The sequence below is a fragment of the Microbacterium sp. LMI12-1-1.1 genome, assembly GCF_040676455.1.
GTDB lineage: Bacteria > Actinomycetota > Actinomycetes > Actinomycetales > Microbacteriaceae > Microbacterium.
The window spans coordinates 202,850-219,687 of record NZ_JBEGIA010000015.1 but is presented as its reverse complement, the minus strand read 5'-3'; the positions used below and the strand labels follow the sequence as shown (position 1 = coordinate 219,687).

The 16,838-nt window shown below is 71.0% G+C and carries 18 protein-coding genes; 3 read left to right on the top strand and 15 right to left on the bottom strand.

The annotated features are described in order from the left end of the window. Positions 1–30 precede the first annotated feature (30 nt). The 6 genes from mutM to MRBLMI12_RS14985 form a co-directional block, all read right to left on the bottom strand. Positions 31–963, bottom strand: coding sequence for a bifunctional DNA-formamidopyrimidine glycosylase/DNA-(apurinic or apyrimidinic site) lyase (mutM, locus tag MRBLMI12_RS15010; RefSeq protein ID WP_363357209.1), 933 nt, complete (start codon positions 961–963; stop codon positions 31–33). Next, positions 956–1,657 carry a ribonuclease III gene (rnc, locus tag MRBLMI12_RS15005; protein WP_363357208.1) on the bottom strand — a complete coding sequence of 234 codons (702 nt, stop codon included), beginning with the start codon at positions 1,655–1,657 and terminating at the stop codon, positions 956–958. The genes mutM and rnc overlap by 8 nt, the downstream gene beginning before the upstream one ends. A 16-nt stretch (positions 1,658–1,673) precedes the next feature. After that, a complete protein-coding gene (gene rpmF / locus MRBLMI12_RS15000) occupies positions 1,674–1,883 on the bottom strand; it encodes a 50S ribosomal protein L32 (RefSeq protein ID WP_163617368.1) in 210 nt (69 codons plus the stop codon). A gap of 32 nt (positions 1,884–1,915) precedes the next feature. After that, positions 1,916–2,398, bottom strand: coding sequence for a YceD family protein (locus MRBLMI12_RS14995; RefSeq protein WP_404907743.1), 483 nt, complete (start codon positions 2,396–2,398; stop codon positions 1,916–1,918). A 154-nt stretch (positions 2,399–2,552) separates the two neighbouring features. After that, on the bottom strand, positions 2,553–3,050 hold the full coding sequence (coaD, locus tag MRBLMI12_RS14990; protein ID WP_308866992.1) for a pantetheine-phosphate adenylyltransferase: 498 nt from the start codon (positions 3,048–3,050) through the stop codon (positions 2,553–2,555). Positions 3,051–3,091: 41 nt separating this feature from the next. Continuing rightward, positions 3,092–5,254: an ATP-dependent DNA helicase RecG gene (locus MRBLMI12_RS14985; protein WP_363357207.1), complete on the bottom strand. Its 2,163-nt coding sequence runs from the start codon at positions 5,252–5,254 to the stop codon at positions 3,092–3,094. 70 nt (positions 5,255–5,324) lie between these two features. Here MRBLMI12_RS14985 and MRBLMI12_RS14980 point away from each other — a divergent pair, with 70 nt between their 5' ends. Continuing rightward, positions 5,325–5,912: a 1-acyl-sn-glycerol-3-phosphate acyltransferase gene (locus MRBLMI12_RS14980; protein WP_363357206.1), complete on the top strand. Its 588-nt coding sequence runs from the start codon at positions 5,325–5,327 to the stop codon at positions 5,910–5,912. Next, positions 5,909–6,472, top strand: a complete 564-nt coding sequence (rsmD, locus tag MRBLMI12_RS14975) for a 16S rRNA (guanine(966)-N(2))-methyltransferase RsmD (RefSeq protein WP_363357205.1) — start codon at positions 5,909–5,911, stop codon at positions 6,470–6,472. The genes MRBLMI12_RS14980 and rsmD overlap by 4 nt, the downstream gene beginning before the upstream one ends. Here rsmD and MRBLMI12_RS14970 read toward each other — a convergent pair. Both MRBLMI12_RS14970 and thiL read right to left on the bottom strand, forming a co-directional pair. Further along, positions 6,430–7,800, bottom strand: coding sequence for a serine hydrolase domain-containing protein (locus MRBLMI12_RS14970; RefSeq protein WP_363357204.1), 1,371 nt, complete (start codon positions 7,798–7,800; stop codon positions 6,430–6,432). The two genes, rsmD and MRBLMI12_RS14970, sit on opposite strands and share 43 nt — an antisense overlap. Before the next feature lie 35 nt (positions 7,801–7,835). Beyond that, a complete protein-coding gene (thiL, locus tag MRBLMI12_RS14965; protein ID WP_363357203.1) occupies positions 7,836–8,831 on the bottom strand; it encodes a thiamine-phosphate kinase in 996 nt (331 codons plus the stop codon). A gap of 57 nt (positions 8,832–8,888) precedes the next feature. On the opposite strand from thiL, the gene MRBLMI12_RS14960 reads away from it, so the two are divergent. After that, on the top strand, positions 8,889–9,386 hold the full coding sequence (locus tag MRBLMI12_RS14960; RefSeq protein WP_349427299.1) for a DUF3515 family protein: 498 nt from the start codon (positions 8,889–8,891) through the stop codon (positions 9,384–9,386). Positions 9,387–9,433: 47 nt separating this feature from the next. On the opposite strand, the gene MRBLMI12_RS14955 is transcribed toward MRBLMI12_RS14960, so the two are convergent. The 7 genes from MRBLMI12_RS14955 to MRBLMI12_RS14925 all read right to left on the bottom strand — a co-directional run bounded on the left by MRBLMI12_RS14955 (position 9,434) and on the right by MRBLMI12_RS14925 (position 16,819). Beyond that, positions 9,434–10,552 carry a D-alanine--D-alanine ligase family protein gene (locus tag MRBLMI12_RS14955; RefSeq protein WP_363357202.1) on the bottom strand — a complete coding sequence of 373 codons (1,119 nt, stop codon included), beginning with the start codon at positions 10,550–10,552 and terminating at the stop codon, positions 9,434–9,436. Continuing rightward, positions 10,452–11,588 (bottom strand): NAD(P)H-dependent glycerol-3-phosphate dehydrogenase, encoded by a 1,137-nt coding sequence (locus tag MRBLMI12_RS14950; protein ID WP_363357201.1) that lies wholly within the window; start codon positions 11,586–11,588, stop codon positions 10,452–10,454. The genes MRBLMI12_RS14955 and MRBLMI12_RS14950 overlap by 101 nt, the downstream gene beginning before the upstream one ends. After that, positions 11,578–12,342 carry a lysophospholipid acyltransferase family protein gene (locus MRBLMI12_RS14945; RefSeq protein ID WP_363357200.1) on the bottom strand — a complete coding sequence of 255 codons (765 nt, stop codon included), beginning with the start codon at positions 12,340–12,342 and terminating at the stop codon, positions 11,578–11,580. The genes MRBLMI12_RS14950 and MRBLMI12_RS14945 overlap by 11 nt, the downstream gene beginning before the upstream one ends. A gap of 4 nt (positions 12,343–12,346) precedes the next feature. Then, a complete protein-coding gene (gene murA, locus MRBLMI12_RS14940) occupies positions 12,347–13,729 on the bottom strand; it encodes a UDP-N-acetylglucosamine 1-carboxyvinyltransferase (RefSeq protein ID WP_363357199.1) in 1,383 nt (460 codons plus the stop codon). A gap of 73 nt (positions 13,730–13,802) precedes the next feature. Then, positions 13,803–14,423, bottom strand: coding sequence for a 3-isopropylmalate dehydratase small subunit (gene leuD, locus MRBLMI12_RS14935; protein ID WP_363357198.1), 621 nt, complete (start codon positions 14,421–14,423; stop codon positions 13,803–13,805). Between the two features lies 1 nt (position 14,424). Beyond that, positions 14,425–15,897 (bottom strand): 3-isopropylmalate dehydratase large subunit, encoded by a 1,473-nt coding sequence (gene leuC / locus MRBLMI12_RS14930; protein WP_363357197.1) that lies wholly within the window; start codon positions 15,895–15,897, stop codon positions 14,425–14,427. Positions 15,898–16,099: 202 nt separating this feature from the next. Next, on the bottom strand, positions 16,100–16,819 hold the full coding sequence (locus MRBLMI12_RS14925; RefSeq protein ID WP_363357196.1) for a hypothetical protein: 720 nt from the start codon (positions 16,817–16,819) through the stop codon (positions 16,100–16,102). Positions 16,820–16,838 lie beyond the last annotated feature (19 nt).

Below are 16,838 nucleotides of genomic sequence, written 5' to 3'. Positions count from 1 at the left end.
CGGTGGGCGCCGCGCTCCCTCCAGACGCCGTCAGCGCGTCGCCGGGAGGGGGCGCGGCGTCCGCTGGCAGTGCGGGCAGAAGTGACTCGAGCGATTCGTGAACGACACGCGCACGATCGGACGGCCGCATCGGGGGCAGGGCTCTCCGGTGCGGCCGTACGCGTTCAGTGAGTGGGCGAAGTAGCCGGCTTGGCCGTTGACGTTCACGTACTGCGCGTCGAAACTGGTGCCGCCTTCGGCCAGCGCCTTCTCGAGCACGTGGCGCACCTCCGCGAGCAGCCGATTCGTCGCACGCGTGGACAACGCGCGCGCGGGCGTCTCGGGATGGATGCGCGCAGCCCACATCGACTCGTCCGCGTAGATGTTGCCGACGCCGCTCACGACCGTCTGATCGAGCAGCACGCGCTTGATCGCCGAATCCTTGCGTCCGACGGCGCGCCGGAAGCCCGCGTCCGAGAACGCCGGATCCAGGGGGTCCCGCGCGATGTGGGCGACCTGTGCGGGAACGGATGCCTCGGCCCACCCTTGTCCGCCCGGCGCCGCGTCCGGAGTCGGGATCAGGTCGTCGATCGCCAGCGACCCGAACGTCCGCTGATCCGCGAAGACGACGGACAGCTCGCCGTGGACGGGGTGCGCCAGGTCGATGCGTACGCGCTCGTGCCGCTCGACGGGCGCTCCCGGAGCCCGCAGCAGCATCTGACCGCTCATGCCCAGATGACCCACGACGGCGTCGGTCGCCGCCGTTCCGTCCGTCGCCGGCTGCAGCGGCAGCCACAGGAACTTGCCGCGCCGTGCGGCGGAGAGCACGACTCGTCCGGTGAGGCGTGCTTCGAACTCGGCGCCGTCTCCGGTGTGCCGGGTCAGCGCGCGCTCATCGAGCACGGTGACTCCCAGCACCAGGGCGCCGGTGACCGCGGGGGCGAGCCCGGCACGGACGACCTCGACCTCGGGAAGCTCAGGCACGCCCGCTGAGCTCGCGCCACGCGGTCAGCGCCGCGGCCATCTCGGCGTGCTTCTTGCTGGTCCCGCCGCCCTCGGCGATGAGGTCGCCGACGGTGACGGCCGCGGTGAAGCGCCGGTCGTGGTCGGGTCCCGTCGAGGTCACGGCATACATCGGGGGCTGCAGGCCGCTGTGCGCGGCGAGCTCCTGCAGCGCCGTCTTGGGATCCATCGCCGCGCCGTAGCGCTCGGGGTCGGCGAGGAGCGGTTCCACGAGCCGCAGCACGAGGCCGGTCGCGGCATCCGCCCCCGCCGACAGGTAGGCGGCTCCGAAGATGGCCTCCATGGTGTCGGCGAGGATCGAGTCCTTGTCGCGACCGCCGGTGAGGATCTCACCTCGCCCCAGCATGAGGTGCTCGCCGAGGCCGATGCCTCGCGCGATCTCCGCAAGGGCGACCGTCGACACGACGCCGGCGCGGCGCTTCGCGAGCGCCCCCTCTTCGAGATCGGGGTGACCGGTGAACAGTCGCACGGTCACAGCCAGGCCCAGGACGGAGTCGCCGAGGAACTCCAGGCGCTCGTTGTTCGGAACCTGTCCGTTCTCGTACGCCCAGGACCGGTGCGTGAGCGCCAGCGACAGAAGCTCGGGGTCGATGACGACTCCGAGCTTCTGCGTGAGGTCTGCGTGAGCGGTCCGCTCGGCAGCGACGTCTGTCACGTCAAGTGCACGACGATCAGACGTCGGCGACCTTGCGGCCCTTGTACTCGAGGAACAGCTCGGTGCCCTGCGAGTCGGTGACGACCTTCGCCTGGTGCGGACGGCTGTAGACCTTCTTGCCGTTCTCGATCGTGGTGGTCAGCGTGATGGGCGCTGCCTTCCACTGCGCGCGACGCGAGCGCGTGTTGGAACGGGAGACCTTCCGCTTCGGGGGGTTGCCTGCCATGGCTAGCTCTCTTCTGTGTTCTCGATGGCGTATCAGCCGCGGGAGCGCGGTGATTCGTCGTCGTTGGTCGTGGTGAAGTCCTGGAGCGCGGCCCATCGTGGATCGAGAGGCTCGCTCTGCTGCGATCCGGCATCGTCGGCCAGTCGCTCGCCCGTGACCGGATCGAGGCCGGGGCAATCCGGCTGGCACACCGGCTGAAACGGAAGCGACAGGACGACCGCTTCCCTGACCAGAGTTTCAAGATCCACGTGGTCGTCTTGAACCTCGAAGTCAGCTTCTTCCTCCCCAGGATACGCGAAAAGCTCCTGAAACTCGACTTTGAGCCCCTCGCCGATGTCGATGAGGCACCGGCTGCAGATGCCGGTGTACTCGGTGTCGATCTCTCCGGAGGCGAGAATGCCCTCGTGCACCGACTCGAGACGCACGTCGATGACGACGGGCGCACCCTCGGCGACGGCGACCAGTCCCTCTCCCCACTTGGCGGGAGCCGGGGCTTCGATGGTGTGCTCGCGCATCTCGCCCGAACGGTGGATGATGTCGCGGATCGGGAGGACGAACGGACCCGTCACATGCTTTCTGACCACGTCTCCAGCCTAGCGGCGGTTCCTGGTGAGTCGCCCCGTGGCCAGGGCCCCGTGGTCAGACCCCCCGTGGCCAGACTCCCCGTGGTCAGATGCCGCGCGCACCGGTGTCGAGGAACCGCGCCACCGCCGACGGCACGTACGGCGAGACGTCGCCGCCGAGCGCGGCGACCTGGCGCACCAGCGAGCTCGAGACGAGCGCGTGCGCGGGGTCGGGCAGCAGGAACACCGTCTCGACGTGGGCGAGGTGGCGGTTTACGATCGCCATCGGCGTCTCGTACGCCACATCGACCTGGGAGCGGATGCCCTTCACGAGGACGCTCGCGCCGACATCCGTCGCGTAGTCGACGAGCAGTCCCATGCTCCACGAGGCCACGACCACGTCGCCGTCGATGTCGCTCTCGGCGATGGACTGCTCCAGGAGCGCCTGGCGCTGTGCGATGGGCAGCATCGCCTCTTTGCCGGGGTTGTGCACGACGAGCACGTGGAGCTGGTCGTACAGTGATGCGGCACGGCGGATCACGTCGAGATGACCGAGGGTCGGCGGATCGAACGATCCCGGGACGACGGCGATCCGGCTGCTCATGCCGACCAGCCTAGTGGGCGGCGGCGGGGCGGCCGGCCCCGTCAGTTCTTCGCGAGCGCGGCGCGCTCCGCCATCCCGACGTTGCGCTCGAGGGCGGCGGCGAGACCGGGATGCCGCTGCAGCGCCGGGTCGTCGGCAAGCACCTGCTCGGCGGCCACCCGCGCCTCGGAGATGATGTCGGCGTCCTTCACGACGCGGAGCAGTCGCAGAGACGACCTGGCCCCCGACTGCGCGTCGCCGAGCACATCGCCCTCTCCTCGCAGCTCGAGGTCGACCTCGGCCAGCGCGAAGCCGTCGAGCGTCGAGGCGACGGCTTCGACCCGCTCCCGTGCCGGCGTTGCGGCCGCTGCCTCGGTGACCAGCAGGCACAGGCCCGGCACCCCGCCGCGACCCACGCGCCCGCGCAGCTGGTGCAGCTGCGACACGCCGAACCTGTCGGCCTCGAGGATCGCCATCGTCGATGCGTTCGGTACGTCGACGCCGACCTCGACCACCGTCGTGGCCACGAGCACGTCGATGTCGCCGCGGGCGAACGCCTGCATCACGGCATCCTTCTCGTCGGAGGGCATCTTGCCGTGCAGCCTCTCGACCCGGATGTCGGCGAAGGACGGATGCCGCGACAGCAGGTCGGCGACCTGCACGACGCCCCAGCGGGTGCGACTGGTCTCGCCTTCGGTGTCGCCCGGCGGTTCGTCCGCGGTGTCGTCCTTGGTGAGCGCCTCGGCATCGATGGCGGCGCACACCACGAACGCCTGGCGCCCCTGGCCGACCTCCTCGGCGATGCGCTCCCAGACGCGCCCGAACCACCCGGGGCGCTCCGCCAGCGGCGCGACGAAGGTCTCGATGCCGGCGCGACCCGCCGGCATCGTGCGGATCGTGGAGACGTCGAGATCGCCGAACACCGTCATGGCCACGGTGCGCGGGATGGGCGTCGCCGTCAGCACGAGGGCGTGCGGCGACGAGCCCTTCGCCCGCAGGGACTCGCGCTGCTCGACACCGAACCGATGCTGCTCGTCGACCACAACGAGTCCGAGGTCGGCGAACGTCGTGCTCTCGCTCAGCAGCGCGTGCGTGCCGACCACGATGCGCGCCTGGCCAGACGCCGCACGCAGCGCGGCCTTGCGCCGCTCGGCCGCAGGAAGCTGCCCGGTGAGGAGCGTCGGCATGAGCTCGGGCGCGAGCTGGGGCCCGAGCATCCGGGCGATGGAGCGCACGTGCTGGGCGGCCAGCACTTCGGTGGGGGCGATGAGCGCGGACTGGCCGCCGTCCTCGGCGACCTGGAGCATCGCGCGGAGCGCGACGAGCGTCTTCCCGGAGCCGACCTCCCCCTGCACCAGCCGGTTCATCGGCCAGTCGCCCTGGAGGTCTCGCGCCACGTCGTCGCCGACGGTCACCTGATCAGGTGTCCGTGGGAACGGCAGTGCCTCGTCGAACCGCTCGAGGAGCGCACCCGGCACCCGACGGGTCGCCGACAGCGCCCGCACGAACTGCCGCTGCTGCAGCAGCGCCACCTGCAGGACGAACGCCTCCTGCATGCGCAGCGTCTCCCGCGCCGGTTCGATCTCCTCGAGAGCCTTGGGGCGATGTATGCGCTCGATCGCGGTACGGGCGTCGAGCAGCCCGTGCCGCGCGCGCAGCTCGTCCGTGAGCGGCTCCGGCACGTCGCCGAGCCCGTCGAGGACCAGGTCGACGATCTTCTGCAGCTGCCAGCTCGCGACCGTGCTGGTGGCGGGGTAGATCGGGATGGGCAGGTTGATGTTGGCCTCGGCCGTGAGACGCGCCTGCTCCTCGTCGTCGAACAGTTCGTAGTCGGGGTGGGCGAGCTGCTTCGCACCGCGGTACTCCCCCACCTTGCCCGCGAAGATGCCGCGCCGCCCGGGCCGCAGATCCTTGACGCGCCACGCCTGGTTGAAGAACGTCAGCGACAGCTCGCCGTTGCCGTCGCTGATCACGACCTCGAGCAGCGACCCGCTGCGGTTCTTCATGCGCCGCTCGCTCACCCGCCGCACCTCGGCCACGATCGTCACCGGCTCGCCCACGGGCAGCGAGGAGATCTGCGTGAGCTCGCCGCGGCGTGCGTAACGGCGCGGATAGTGCACCAGCAGGTCGCCGACCGTCGTCATGCCGAACGCGCGTTCGAGCGCCGCCGCCGTCTTGCCGCCGACCGCGCCACCGAGGCTCGAGTCGAGGGTGAAGGACGCCATGAGACGAGTCTAGGAGCCGCCGCCGACCCGCTGTCGGCCGAACCACAGCGGCGGACTCTAAGGTGGCGAGATGCTCCGACGACTCCTCTCCCGTGTCTACTGGGCCTGCAGTCGCTGGACGCTGTCCACCGCGCCGGCTCCCGACCGCCCCACGGTGCTGCTGGGGGCGCCCCACACCTCGAACTGGGACTTCGTCCTCATGCTCGGCATCGCGTGGCGACTCGGCATGCGGGTGCGCTGGCTCGGCAAAGCAAGCCTCTTCCGGGGCTGGAAGGGCCCGCTCATGCGCGGCCTCGGCGGCATCCCCGTCGACCGGGCGGATCCCTCACGGGTGGTGGGCGACGTGGTCGCACGGATCCGCGCGGGCGAGGTGTTCGGCCTCGTCGTCACCCCGGAGGGCACCCGCGGCTCCGGCGCCTACTGGAAGTCCGGCTTCTATCGCATCGCCCGCGAGGCGCAGCTGCCGGTCACCCTCGGCTACGTCGACCGCACCACGATGACGACGGGCCTCGGCCCCACCATCCGGCTCACCGGAGACGTGCGCACCGACATGGATGTGATCCGCGCGTTCTACGCCGACAAGTCCGGCCTGCATCCCGAGCTGCGCACCGTCCCCCGCCTCAGGGAGGAGGATGCCGGAGATATCGTGAAGGGATGACGCGCATCATCGCGGGCCGCGCCGGCTCCCTCGTGCTCGATGTGCCGGACGCCGGCACCCGGCCGACCAGCGACCGGGTGCGCGAGTCCCTGTTCGGGGCGCTCGAATCCGCGGATACCCTCCACGGGGCGGTCGTGCTCGACCTCTACGCCGGATCCGGCGCGCTCGGGCTCGAAGCGCTCAGCCGCGGCGCGGCATCCGCGGATCTCGTCGAGAAGTCGCCGCGGGCGGCGACCGTCGCACAGCGCAACGCCGCTCGCGTGGCCAAGGCCGTGGGTTCGGGACCTGCGGTGCGGGTGCACCGCAGCTCGGCCGACGCTTTCCTGCGGACGGCGCGGGGTCCGTTCGACCTCGTGTTCCTGGATCCGCCCTACGACGTGAGCGAGGCCGAGCTGTCGTCGACGCTCTCGCTGCTCGTGCCGGTCCTGTCGCCGGGAGCGGATGTCGTCATCGAACGCGCTGCGCGCTCACCCCAGCCGACGCTGCCGGACGGGCTCGTGGCCGGCCGCACGAAGCGCTACGGCGACACCGCGCTGTGGTGGGCGGCCGCCGCGGGCTGAGACGCCGGTGCGCCCTCCCAGACCTCCGAGCCGTCGAACCCCACGTCACGCGTGATGTGCAGCCGGCCGCTCGGCTCCAGTTCGAGCCGGAACGTCGGCGCATCGCCGAGGATGCGCAGTTCCGCGACGAATACGTCGCCCCGCCACCCTCCGGCGACCGCCACCTGGTCGCCGTACCACTCGCGTCCGGTCGCGGGGTCGTCGGCGAACGTCGACACCGACCAGACCCCGGGGACGCACCGCAGTTCCCGGCCGTCGATCTCGATCACGCCGTGGGCGATCCGCAGCTCGCGCACGGGACCGTCGTAGCGATGGCGGACCTCTCCGTCGCGGAGGTCGCCGCCCGGAGCGGGAATCGGCGTGGGGACGGCCTCGACCGACCCCGCATCCTCCGTGTCGAGAGCCGGCAGCAGCTCGTCCCAGACCGCGTCGAGCGTCACCTGCATATCGGGCAGCCCTCCCGTGATCGCGACGACCGCGTCCGCCTCCGGGAGGACGACGAGGTACTGGCCGAAGGCGCCGTCGCCGCGGTAGGCGCCGTGGCGGCAGCGCCAGAACTGGAAGCCGTAGCCCTGGCGCCAGTCGGCGTTGTCGGACTGGTTCGCCACTTGGCGGGCCGTGGCCTGGTCGATCCACTCGGCCGGGACGAGCTGCCTGCCCTGCCACTCACCGCGCTGCAGAAGCAGCTGACCGAAGACGGCCAGCTCCTCCGGCCGGATCGACAGCCCGAAGCCGCCCGCATCCACGCCGGTCGGACTCTGCAGCCACTGCGGGTCGCGGAAGCCGAGCGGATCGAACAGCCGCGGGCGCAGGAACTCCCGCAGCCGCTCGCCGGTGCGGGTCTGGATGATCAGCGACAGCAGGTAGGTGGCGGGCGTGTTGTAGAGCCAGTGCGTCCCGGGCTCGTATGCCAGGTCGGCGGCGAGGGCGGTGACCGCCCAATCGCGGTCGTCGAGCGGCGGCTCGGCGGCGTGACCGGTCGTCATCGTCAGCAGATGCCGCACGCGGAGCGCGGCGAGCCGGTCGGAGGGACGCTCGGGAGCGGCATCCGGGATGAGGTCGACGACGCGGTCGTCGATCGCGAACCGTCCCTCCTCGATCGCGAGACCGACCGCGATCGAGGTGAAGCTCTTGCTCACGGAGTACATCGCCGTCGGCAGATCGCGCTCGTACGGGGCCCAGGTCGTCTCGGCGATGACGTGTCCGTGTCGCAGGACCGTCAGCGTGTGGACGTGGTCGATGCCGTCGAGCGAGGCGATGAGGCGGGAGATCGCCGCCGCGGGCACGGACTGCGATTCGGGTGTCGAGCGGGGAAGCAGATCGGTCACCGTGTCACGCTAGCGTCCCGCGGCGACAGCGCACATCACCCCGTGCGGGCGTCCCAGTCGAGATAGGGATCCCAGCCGCCCCGCCCCTCGTACGGCCGGCCGTCGACCAGCACGGCGTCCGCGCCGCGTGGCTGCACCACGCCCACCCGCACGAATCCGTGCGGCAGCGGACGGCGAACAGGGAAGGTCGCCAGAAGGGCGTGATCCTCGCCGCCTGACAGAGCCGACGCGGGATCGGCGCCGAGCAGCGCCGATTCCAGCGCGAGGGTGACACCGGATGCCGCGGCCAGGCGGGTCGCGTCCAGCACGAGCCCGTCGGACACGTCCATCATGGCCGTCGCGCCCGCATCCGCGGCGTCGGGGCCGAGCCACACGGGAGGCGACGGCCGTAGCTGCGCCGCGAGATCGGTCAACTCGGCGGGCTCGAGGACGCGCTCGTCGACGGCGACCGGATCACCCGTGGCATCCGTGAAGCGGGTGAAGAGTGTGCGCAGACCGCGCGCCGCACGGCCCAGTTCTCCCGCGACGGCGACGACGTCGCCGACGTGGGCACCGGAGCGGAGCACGGGTGCGCGTCCTGCCAGGGCGCCCAGCGCCGTCACTGCGATCGTGAGCGTGTCCGACACGGTCAGGTCGCCGCCCTCGACGCGGCAGCCGGGCGCCAGGTCGCGACATGCCGCCCGCAGGCCGTCGGCGATGCCGGTGACGAACGACAGTCGCGTCTCGTCGGGCATCGCGAGGGCGACCAGCAGAGCGGTCGGCGTCGCCCCCATCGCGGCGATGTCGGCGAGGTTGACCGCGGCCGCCTTGTAGCCGAGGTCGTACGCGCTCGACCACGCGAGGCGGAAGTCGGGCCCGTGGACGAGCGTGTCGACGGTGGCGACCACGCGGCCGTCCGCGGCGGCGATCACGGCGGCGTCGTCGCCCGGGCCGACCAGTGCGTTGGACTCGCCCAGGCGTTCGAGGATCCGCCGGAGGATCCGTCCCTCGCTGAGCTCGCCCACCGTCGGATCCCCGCGCTCGTCGTCCACATCACCACGCTACCGCCGGCGGCGAGGGCGACCGTTCCGCGGGGTTAGCCTGGAGCGGTGCGTGTTCTCCCCTCACTGGCTGCCCTCGGACTCGCCGCGGTCGCCGCGCTGGCACTCGCGGGCTGCACGTCGACCGTCGACCTCGATCCGGCCGAGGCTGCGAACGATCCCCAGTGCGCCGAGATCACGTCCAACCTGCCCGACACGCTGAGCGGGCAGCCGCGCCGCTGGACCGACGCACAGGCCACCGGCGCGTGGGGCGAGCCTGCAAGGGTCCTGCTGACGTGCGGGGTCGAGCCGCCGGGGCCGACCACCCTGCGCTGCCAGAGCGTCGCCGGGGTCGACTGGATCGTGGACGACTCCGATGCGCCCCGCTTCCGGATCACGACGTTCGGCCGCACCCCCGCCGTCGAGATCTATCTCGACACCACCGCCGACGAGGACGGCAACGGGGCGTCCAGCCGCGACGTCCTCGACGCCCTTTCGCCGATCGTGAGCGTGCTGCCGGTCGACGGCGAGTGCCTCGACCGCGCCGAGGCGACGCCGGCACCCTGATCATCGCGGCCGCGGCTCGACGAGCCGACGCCCGCACAGCCCGGGACTCAGCGCGCGGCCGCTTCGACCGCCGCGCCTGCCGTGCGCTCGAGCGCCGTGTCGATGAGCTCGGTGATCAGCTGCGGATACGAGAGGCCCGAGGCGATCCAGCACTTGGGGAACATCGAGATCGGCGTGAAGCCGGGCATCGTGTTGAGCTCGTTGACGTAGAGGCCGTCCGCCGTGAGGAAGAAGTCCACGCGGGCGAGGCCCTTGCCGTCGACCGCCTGGAAGGCGCGGATGCCGAGCTCCTGGATCGCCGCGATCTCGCTGTCGGTGAGATCGGCGGGGCAGACCACCTCGGCACCGTCGCCCCCGAGGTACTTGCCCTCGAAGTCGTAGAACTCGCGGGTCGTGAGCACGATCTCGCCGGGCAGCGACGCCCGCGGGGCCCCGCCGCCGCGTCCCTCCAGGATCGCCACCTCGACCTCGCGGCCCACGATCGCCGACTCGATGAGGACCTTGTCGTCCTCCGCGAACGCGATCGCGAGTGCGTCGTCGAGCTCGGTGGCATCGTGCACCTTCGACACCCCCACGCTCGAGCCGGCACGGGCCGGCTTCACGAACGTCGGCTCGCCGAGGGGCGCGGCATCCGCGCGCACGCCCTCGGGGTCGCTCTCCCAGCGGGCACGTGTGACCGTGATCGACGGTGACACCGGCACACCGGCCGCGGCGAGCACGATCTTCATGAAGTGCTTGTCCATGCACAGCGCGGAGTCGAGCACACCCCCGCCGGCGTACGGAATGCCGAGCGTGTCGAAGAAGCCCTGCACCGTGCCGTCCTCGCCGTGGAGGCCGTGCAGGATCGGGAGCACGACGTCGAGGCGGCCGAGCTCGTCCACCGAGCCGTCGGCGCGCCGGACGCGAAGCGTGCGGTCGGCGCCACCCTCGGGCCACACCACGCGCGTGCCGTTGTCGGCCACCTCGGGAAGCCGGTCGGCGTCGAGCGCGAACTTGTCGGGGTCGTCCTCCTCGAGAACGAAGACGCCGTCGCGCGTGATCCCGATGGGGATCACGCGGTAGCTGTCACGGTCGATCGCCCGCAGCACCCCGCCCGCCGTTACGGAACTGATCGAGTGCTCGCTGGATCGACCGCCAAAGAGCACCGCCACCGCCGGCTTGTCCATTCGTCGTCCTCTCGCCCTGGGGGGTGTCGTCGTCTGTCGTGAGATGCGGCGCGATGTCGCGCGGATTCATGGTCCCGTCGAGCACCATCTTGACCTGCTCGACGATGGGCATCTGCACGCCCACATCGCGTGCCAGCTGCAGGACGGGCGCGACCGAGGCGAGCCCCTCCGCGGTCTGGTTCATCTGCTTGACCACGTCGTCGAAGCGGTAGCCCTGGCCCAGCAGGCGTCCGGCGGTGTTGTTGCGGCTGAGCGGCGACTGGCACGTCGCGATGAGGTCGCCGAGACCGGCGAGGCCCTGCAGCGTCTCGTGCTGCGCGCCGAACGCCACCGCGAAGTCGGTCATCTCGACGAGGCCGCGCGTGATGATCGACGCCTTCGTGTTCTCGCCGTAGCCCACCCCGTCCACGATGCCGATGGCCACCGCGATGAGGTTCTTGAGCACGCCGCCGAACTCGGTGCCGATGACGTCGGTGTTCACGAAGGTGCGGAAGTACTGGTTGCGGGCACGGCGGGCGACGGCCTCCGCCGTCTCCTGGCTGGTCGACGAGATGACGGCCGCCGTCGGCTGCTCCCGTGCGATCTCGAGCGCGAGGTTCGGTCCCGACGCGACCGCGATGCGCGCAGGATCGCAGTGCAGCTCCTGCTCGATCACCTGGCTCATGCGCAGGCCCGTGCGTCGCTCGACGCCCTTCATGAGCGACACGATCGGCGCGTCGCTCTGGGCGATCAGAGGCCGGACGGCCTTGAGGTTCTGCCGCACTGCCTGGCTGGGAATGGAGAGGTAGATCTGCTCGGCGCCCTCGAGCGCCTCGGAGAGGTGATGCGTGGCGTGCATGTCGCGCGGCAGGTTGATGCCGGGGAGGTACTCGCTGTTGCGCTTGCCCTCCTGGATCTCGCTCGCCAGCTCCGGGCGACGCGCCCACATCGTCACGTGGGCGCCGCCGTCGGCGAGGATCTTGCCGAATGTCGTGCCCCAGCTGCCCGCGCCGACGACGGCGACGCGCGGGCGTGCGGCATCCTGCCTACGGCTCAAGGCGCCCCGTCTCCTTCTGGCCGTGATCGGCCGGGTTCCAGCGCTCCGGCGGCGCCGGCTCGCCGCGCAGCTGCGAGAGCAGCCCGGCGATGTCGGCCATCACGGCGTCGGTCGCCTCGACGAGTGCGGTCTGCGACGACGCACGCCCGGCGTAGGCCGACAGGTCCACGGGGTCGCCGACGATCACCCGCACGCGGCGGCGCGGCGGCCACAGCTTGAGCTTGCCGTAGCGGGGCAGCACCTGCTGGGCGCCCCAGTGCGCCATCGGGACGACGGGGATGCCGCCGGCCAGCGCGAGACGCACCGCTCCGGTCTTTCCGCGCATGGGCCACAGGTCGGGCTCGCGCGTGAGCGATCCCTCGGGGTAGACGATCACGCCCCGGCCGTGCTCGACGAGCGTCTCCGAGGCTTCGAGCGTCGCACGGGCCGAGGCGGCGGACGTCGCGCGCGCGACCGGCACCATCCCGGTGGCCCGCAGCACGGCGCCGAGCACCGGCACGCGGAACAGGCTCTCCTTGGCCATGAACCGGGGGGCCCGGCCGCTCCGCCACACTGCGAGGGCGACGACGAGCGGGTCGATCTCGCTGACGTGGTTCGGCGCGAGCACGTACGCGCCCTCGCGCGGGAGCTTCTCGGCGCCTTCGACCTCGAGCTTGAACAGCAGGCTGAGCAAGGGCACGACGATGGCCGCCAGCGGCCAGAAGACGCTCGGGCGGCTCTTCTCGGCCGATGCGCGCCGACGATCGGTCGCCACCGGGCTATCCGATGACGTCGAAGTCGGCGCCGAGCATGTCGAGCTTGGCGAGGAACTTCTCGTAGCCGCGGCGGATGATGCCGACGTTGCGCACGATCGACTCTCCTTCGGCCGCGAGAGCCGCGATGACGTAGCTGTAGCCGCCGCGCAGGTCGGGCACGACCACGTCCGCGCCGTGGAGGGCGGTCGGGCCGTTGATGACCGCGGCCTGCTCCAGCGCACGGCGTGGGACGCGCCGGCCGGGGGCGTCGAGGCCGCGCGGGTGCACGACGATGTCGGCGCCCATCTGGTTGAGCGCGTCGGTGAAGCCCAGTCGATTCTCGTACACCGTCTCGTGGACGATCGAGGTGCCCTCCGCCTGCGTCAGCGCGACGATGAGGGGCTGCTGCCAGTCCGTCATGAACCCGGGGTGTACGTCGGTCTCGACGACGACGGGCTTGAGCGCGCCGTCACGACGGAACTGGATGCCGTCCTCGCGCACGTCGAACCAGCCGCCGGCCTTGCGGAAGACGTTGAGGAAGGTCAGCATCTCCTGCTGCCGCGCGCCGCCGACGAAGATGTCGCCGTCGGTGGCGAGAGCGGCGCATGCCCAGGAGGCGGCCTCGTTGCGGTCGAAGATCGCCCGGTGGTCGTAGCCCTGGAGCGTGTCGACGCCCTCGATGAGGATGACGCGGTTGGGCTCGTACGAGATGATCGCGCCCATCTTCTGCAGCACCGCGATCAGATCCATTATCTCGGGCTCGATGGCGGCGTTGCGCAGCTCGGTGGTGCCCTTGGCCTTGACGGCGGTCAGCAGCACCTGCTCGGTCGCGCCCACGCTCGGATAGGGCAGCTCGATGTTCGCGCCGTGCAGGCCGTTCGGTGCCGTGATCCGGATGCCCTCGTAGCTCTTGTCGACGACGGCGCCGAACGCGCGCAGGGCGTCCATGTGGAAGTTGATCGGCCGGTCGCCGATGCGGCAGCCGCCGAGATCGGGGATGAGTGCCTCGCCGAGCAGATGCAGCAGGGGGCCGCAGAACAGGATCGGGATACGCGAGGCTCCGGCGTGTGCGTCGATCTCCTCGAAGTGGGCCGAGACGGCGCCGCTGGGGTCGAAGTGGAAGGTGCCCTCCTCGTCGCCGTCGTCGACGCGCACACCGTGCACCTCGAGGAGCGAGCGCACGACGTGCACATCGCTGATGTCGGGGACATCGCGCAGCGTGCTCACCGTCTCGCCGAGAAGAGCGGCGACCATCGCCTTGGTGACGAGGTTCTTCGCACCCTTGACCTCGACGCGACCGGTCAGCGGTCGCCCGCCCCTGATCGCAAGGACTTCTCCGGTCACTTCCTGTTCTCCCGCCTCGGTGGCAGTGCTCTCGCCCGCGGCGACATTCAGAAGTGGCTTCATCCGGTGGTCCTCACTTGGTGTGCACGAGGGGGCTTGAGGGTCGGGCGCCCGTCTTGTGGGCGCCCGGCCTGGCTTACGGAACGGGTAGCGTCCGCGGCCGCCACGCCTCTCGGCGAGCCTCGAACTGCGCGATCCTGTCTTGTTCGCGCAGCGTGAGCCCGATGTCGTCGAGCCCTTCGAGAAGCCGCCACCTAGTGTAATCATCGATCTCGAAAGCGAATTCCAGGCGCTCGCCCGCGCTCGTCGCGGGGTCGCCGATCGACGCGGTGCGCGCCGCGAGGTCGACCGTCATGGCGACGCCCGGGTTCGCCTCGATGGCCGCCCACGCCGCTTCGAGGTCGCCCTCCGAGATCACGCCGGCGACCAGTCCCTGCTTGCCCGCGTTGCCGCGGAAGATGTCGGCGAACCGAGGGCTCAGCACGACCTTGAAGCCGAAGTCCCGCAGCGCCCAGACAGCGTGCTCGCGGCTCGAGCCCGTGCCGAAGTCGGGTCCCGCGACGAGGATGCTCGCTCCCGCGTAGACCGGCTGGTTGAGGACGAACTCGGGGTCCTGGCGCCAGCTGGCGAACAGGGCGTCCTCGAAGCCCGTCTTGGTGACGCGCTTCAGGTACACGGCGGGGATGATCTGGTCGGTGTCGACCGACGACCGCTTCAGCGGGGCGGCGATGCCGGTGTGCGTGGTGAACGCGTCCATGTCAGGCCTCCGAACCCTGGGCAGCGGCTGCGACGGGCGCAGGAAGATCACTCGGACTGGCGAGGCGGCCCATGACGGCGGTGGCAGCCGCCACCAGCGGCGACACCAGGTGCGTGCGCCCGCCCTTGCCCTGCCGGCCCTCGAAGTTGCGGTTGCTCGTCGAGGCGCAGCGCTCCCCCGGTGCCAGCTGGTCCGGATTCATGCCCAGGCACATCGAGCAGCCGGCGAAGCGCCACTCGGCGCCGAACGCCTGGAAGATCTTGTCGAGGCCCTCGGCCTCCGCCTCGAGGCGGACGCGAGCAGAGCCGGGCACGACCATGACGCGCACCCCGTCGGCTTTGCGGTGACCCTCGATGACGGAGGCGAACGCACGGAGGTCCTCGATGCGGCTGTTGGTGCACGAGCCCATGAACACCGCGTCGACGGGCACCTCCTTGAGAGGGGTGCCAGGGGTGAGATCCATGTACTCGAGTGCTCGCTCCGCGGCGGCGCGCTCGTTGGGGTCGGCGAAGTCATCGGGCGAAGGCACGGCGGCGCTCAGCGACACGCCCTGCCCCGGGTTCGTGCCCCACGTGACGAAGGGCTCGAGCTCGTTCGCGTCGAGGAACACCTCGGCGTCGTAGACTGCGCCTTCATCGCTCGGCAGCGTCCGCCAGTAGGCGACGGCGTCCTCCCAGTCCTGACCCTTCGGCGCGTGCGGGCGGCCCTCGAGGTAGGCGAACGTCGTCTCGTCGGGGGCGACCATGCCGGCACGGGCTCCCGCCTCGATCGACATGTTGCACATCGTCATGCGGCCCTCCATCGACAGCGCCCGGATGGCGCTGCCGCGGAACTCCAGGACGTAGCCCTGGCCGCCGTTGGTGCCGATCTTCGCGATGACCGCGAGGATGATGTCCTTGGCTGTGACACCGGGTCTCAGCTCGCCCTCGACCGTGATCGCCATGGTCTTGAAGGGCTTCAGCGGAAGGGTCTGCGTGGCGAGCACGTGCTCGACCTCGCTGGTGCCGATGCCGAACGCCATCGCGCCGAACGCGCCGTGCGTCGAGGTGTGGCTGTCGCCGCACACGACGGTGATCCCGGGCATGGTGAGGCCCAGCTGCGGACCGACCACGTGGACGATCCCCTGTTCCTTGTCGCCGAGCGAGTGCAGGCGCACCCCGAATTCGGCCGCGTTGCGACGCAGCGTCTCGATCTGCGTGCGGCTGGTGAGGTCGGCGATCGGCTTGTCGATGTCGAGCGTCGGGGTGTTGTGGTCCTCGGTCGCGATCGTCAGGTCGAGACGGCGCACCGGCCGGCCCTCCGCGCGCAGGCCGTCGAAGGCCTGGGGACTCGTGACCTCGTGCACCAGGTGCAGGTCGATGTAGATCAGGTCCGGCTGGCCGTTCTCGCCGTGGACCACGACGTGGTCGTCCCACACCTTCTCGGCGAGGGTGCGGGGGCGGTCGGGAATGCCGGATGCATCGGTCGTGCTCATTGCTAGTCGTTCTCCTCTGTGGGACTGTGCCCGCATGGGGTGGGGCCCGCGACGAACTCCGCGACGAGAGAGGCCTGGAAACTAGGACTCGTCGCGGCCGCTAAGGAGAAGGCGAGCGATCCGCACGAGCCCAGGCTACCACCGCCGCCGCCGAGATCGGCTCGCCGACGTCACCCGGCGACCCCGGGGTGCGGGTGAGGACTCAGGAGGTTCCCTCGAGGATCCAGACGTCGACGGCGTCCTCGGTCAGGACGAATCGCACCACGGTTCCGGTCGGGAAACGCTCCGTCCACTCCTGTGTCCAGGCGACCGGCACGTCGTAGATCTCGACGCCGGGCTTCGCCGGCGGCGGGACGCACCCCACCGCGAGGAGATCGTCGGTCGCCGGTTCGAACACGAGGAGGCAGCCGTTGCCGAGGGCGCTGCGTGCCTCCCACACCTCCAGCCCGAGGATCGGCTCGAATCCGCGGAGGGTGGCCTTCGTGACCATCTGCCGACGGGCGTGATCCGTGAGGCGGAGCACCTGCTCACTCGGCGCCGCCCCCGTCGGACGCAGCGTGGCGTCCGGTCGCGGGCCGGTCCACAGCATCCACCCGGCCACGGTCACCGCCGCAGCGGCCGCCACGGCGATGCCCGCAAGGAAGGCACCCGTGCGGCTGCGGTGCCACCAGCGGCGGTCGCGGGGGGAGCCGGACTCAGGCGTGCGCGTCTCGGCCTGCGTCGCCCCGGGTTCTGCGCCGCCGGCACCCGACTCACGGACGGTCCTCGCCACGGACGCCGCGTGCAGCTCCTCGAGTTCGGCCAGCCGTGCCGCCGCTACGGGGTCGGCGTCGATGTCGGCGTCCACCCCATACGCACGTGCCCTCAGGGCGGTCAGCTCTGCGTCGAGAGCGCCGTCCGCGAGGAATCCCCCGCTCCCCATGTCGGCAGTATCGCACCGC

Coding starts and splice junctions, on each gene's coding strand:
- rpmF (WP_163617368.1), bottom strand. CDS start 1,883: ATGGCAGGCAACCCCCCGAAGCGGAAGGTCTCCCGTTCCAACACGCGC.
- MRBLMI12_RS14995 (WP_404907743.1), bottom strand. CDS start 2,398: ATGCGCGAGCACACCATCGAAGCCCCGGCTCCCGCCAAGTGGGGAGAG.
- coaD (WP_308866992.1), bottom strand. CDS start 3,050: ATGAGCAGCCGGATCGCCGTCGTCCCGGGATCGTTCGATCCGCCGACC.
- MRBLMI12_RS14985 (WP_363357207.1), bottom strand. CDS start 5,254: ATGGCGTCCTTCACCCTCGACTCGAGCCTCGGTGGCGCGGTCGGCGGC.
- MRBLMI12_RS14980 (WP_363357206.1), top strand. CDS start 5,325: ATGCTCCGACGACTCCTCTCCCGTGTCTACTGGGCCTGCAGTCGCTGG.
- rsmD (WP_363357205.1), top strand. CDS start 5,909: ATGACGCGCATCATCGCGGGCCGCGCCGGCTCCCTCGTGCTCGATGTG.
- MRBLMI12_RS14955 (WP_363357202.1), bottom strand. CDS start 10,552: ATGGACAAGCCGGCGGTGGCGGTGCTCTTTGGCGGTCGATCCAGCGAG.
- murA (WP_363357199.1), bottom strand. CDS start 13,729: ATGAAGCCACTTCTGAATGTCGCCGCGGGCGAGAGCACTGCCACCGAG.
- leuD (WP_363357198.1), bottom strand. CDS start 14,423: ATGGACGCGTTCACCACGCACACCGGCATCGCCGCCCCGCTGAAGCGG.
- leuC (WP_363357197.1), bottom strand. CDS start 15,897: ATGAGCACGACCGATGCATCCGGCATTCCCGACCGCCCCCGCACCCTC.
- MRBLMI12_RS14925 (WP_363357196.1), bottom strand. CDS start 16,819: ATGGGGAGCGGGGGATTCCTCGCGGACGGCGCTCTCGACGCAGAGCTG.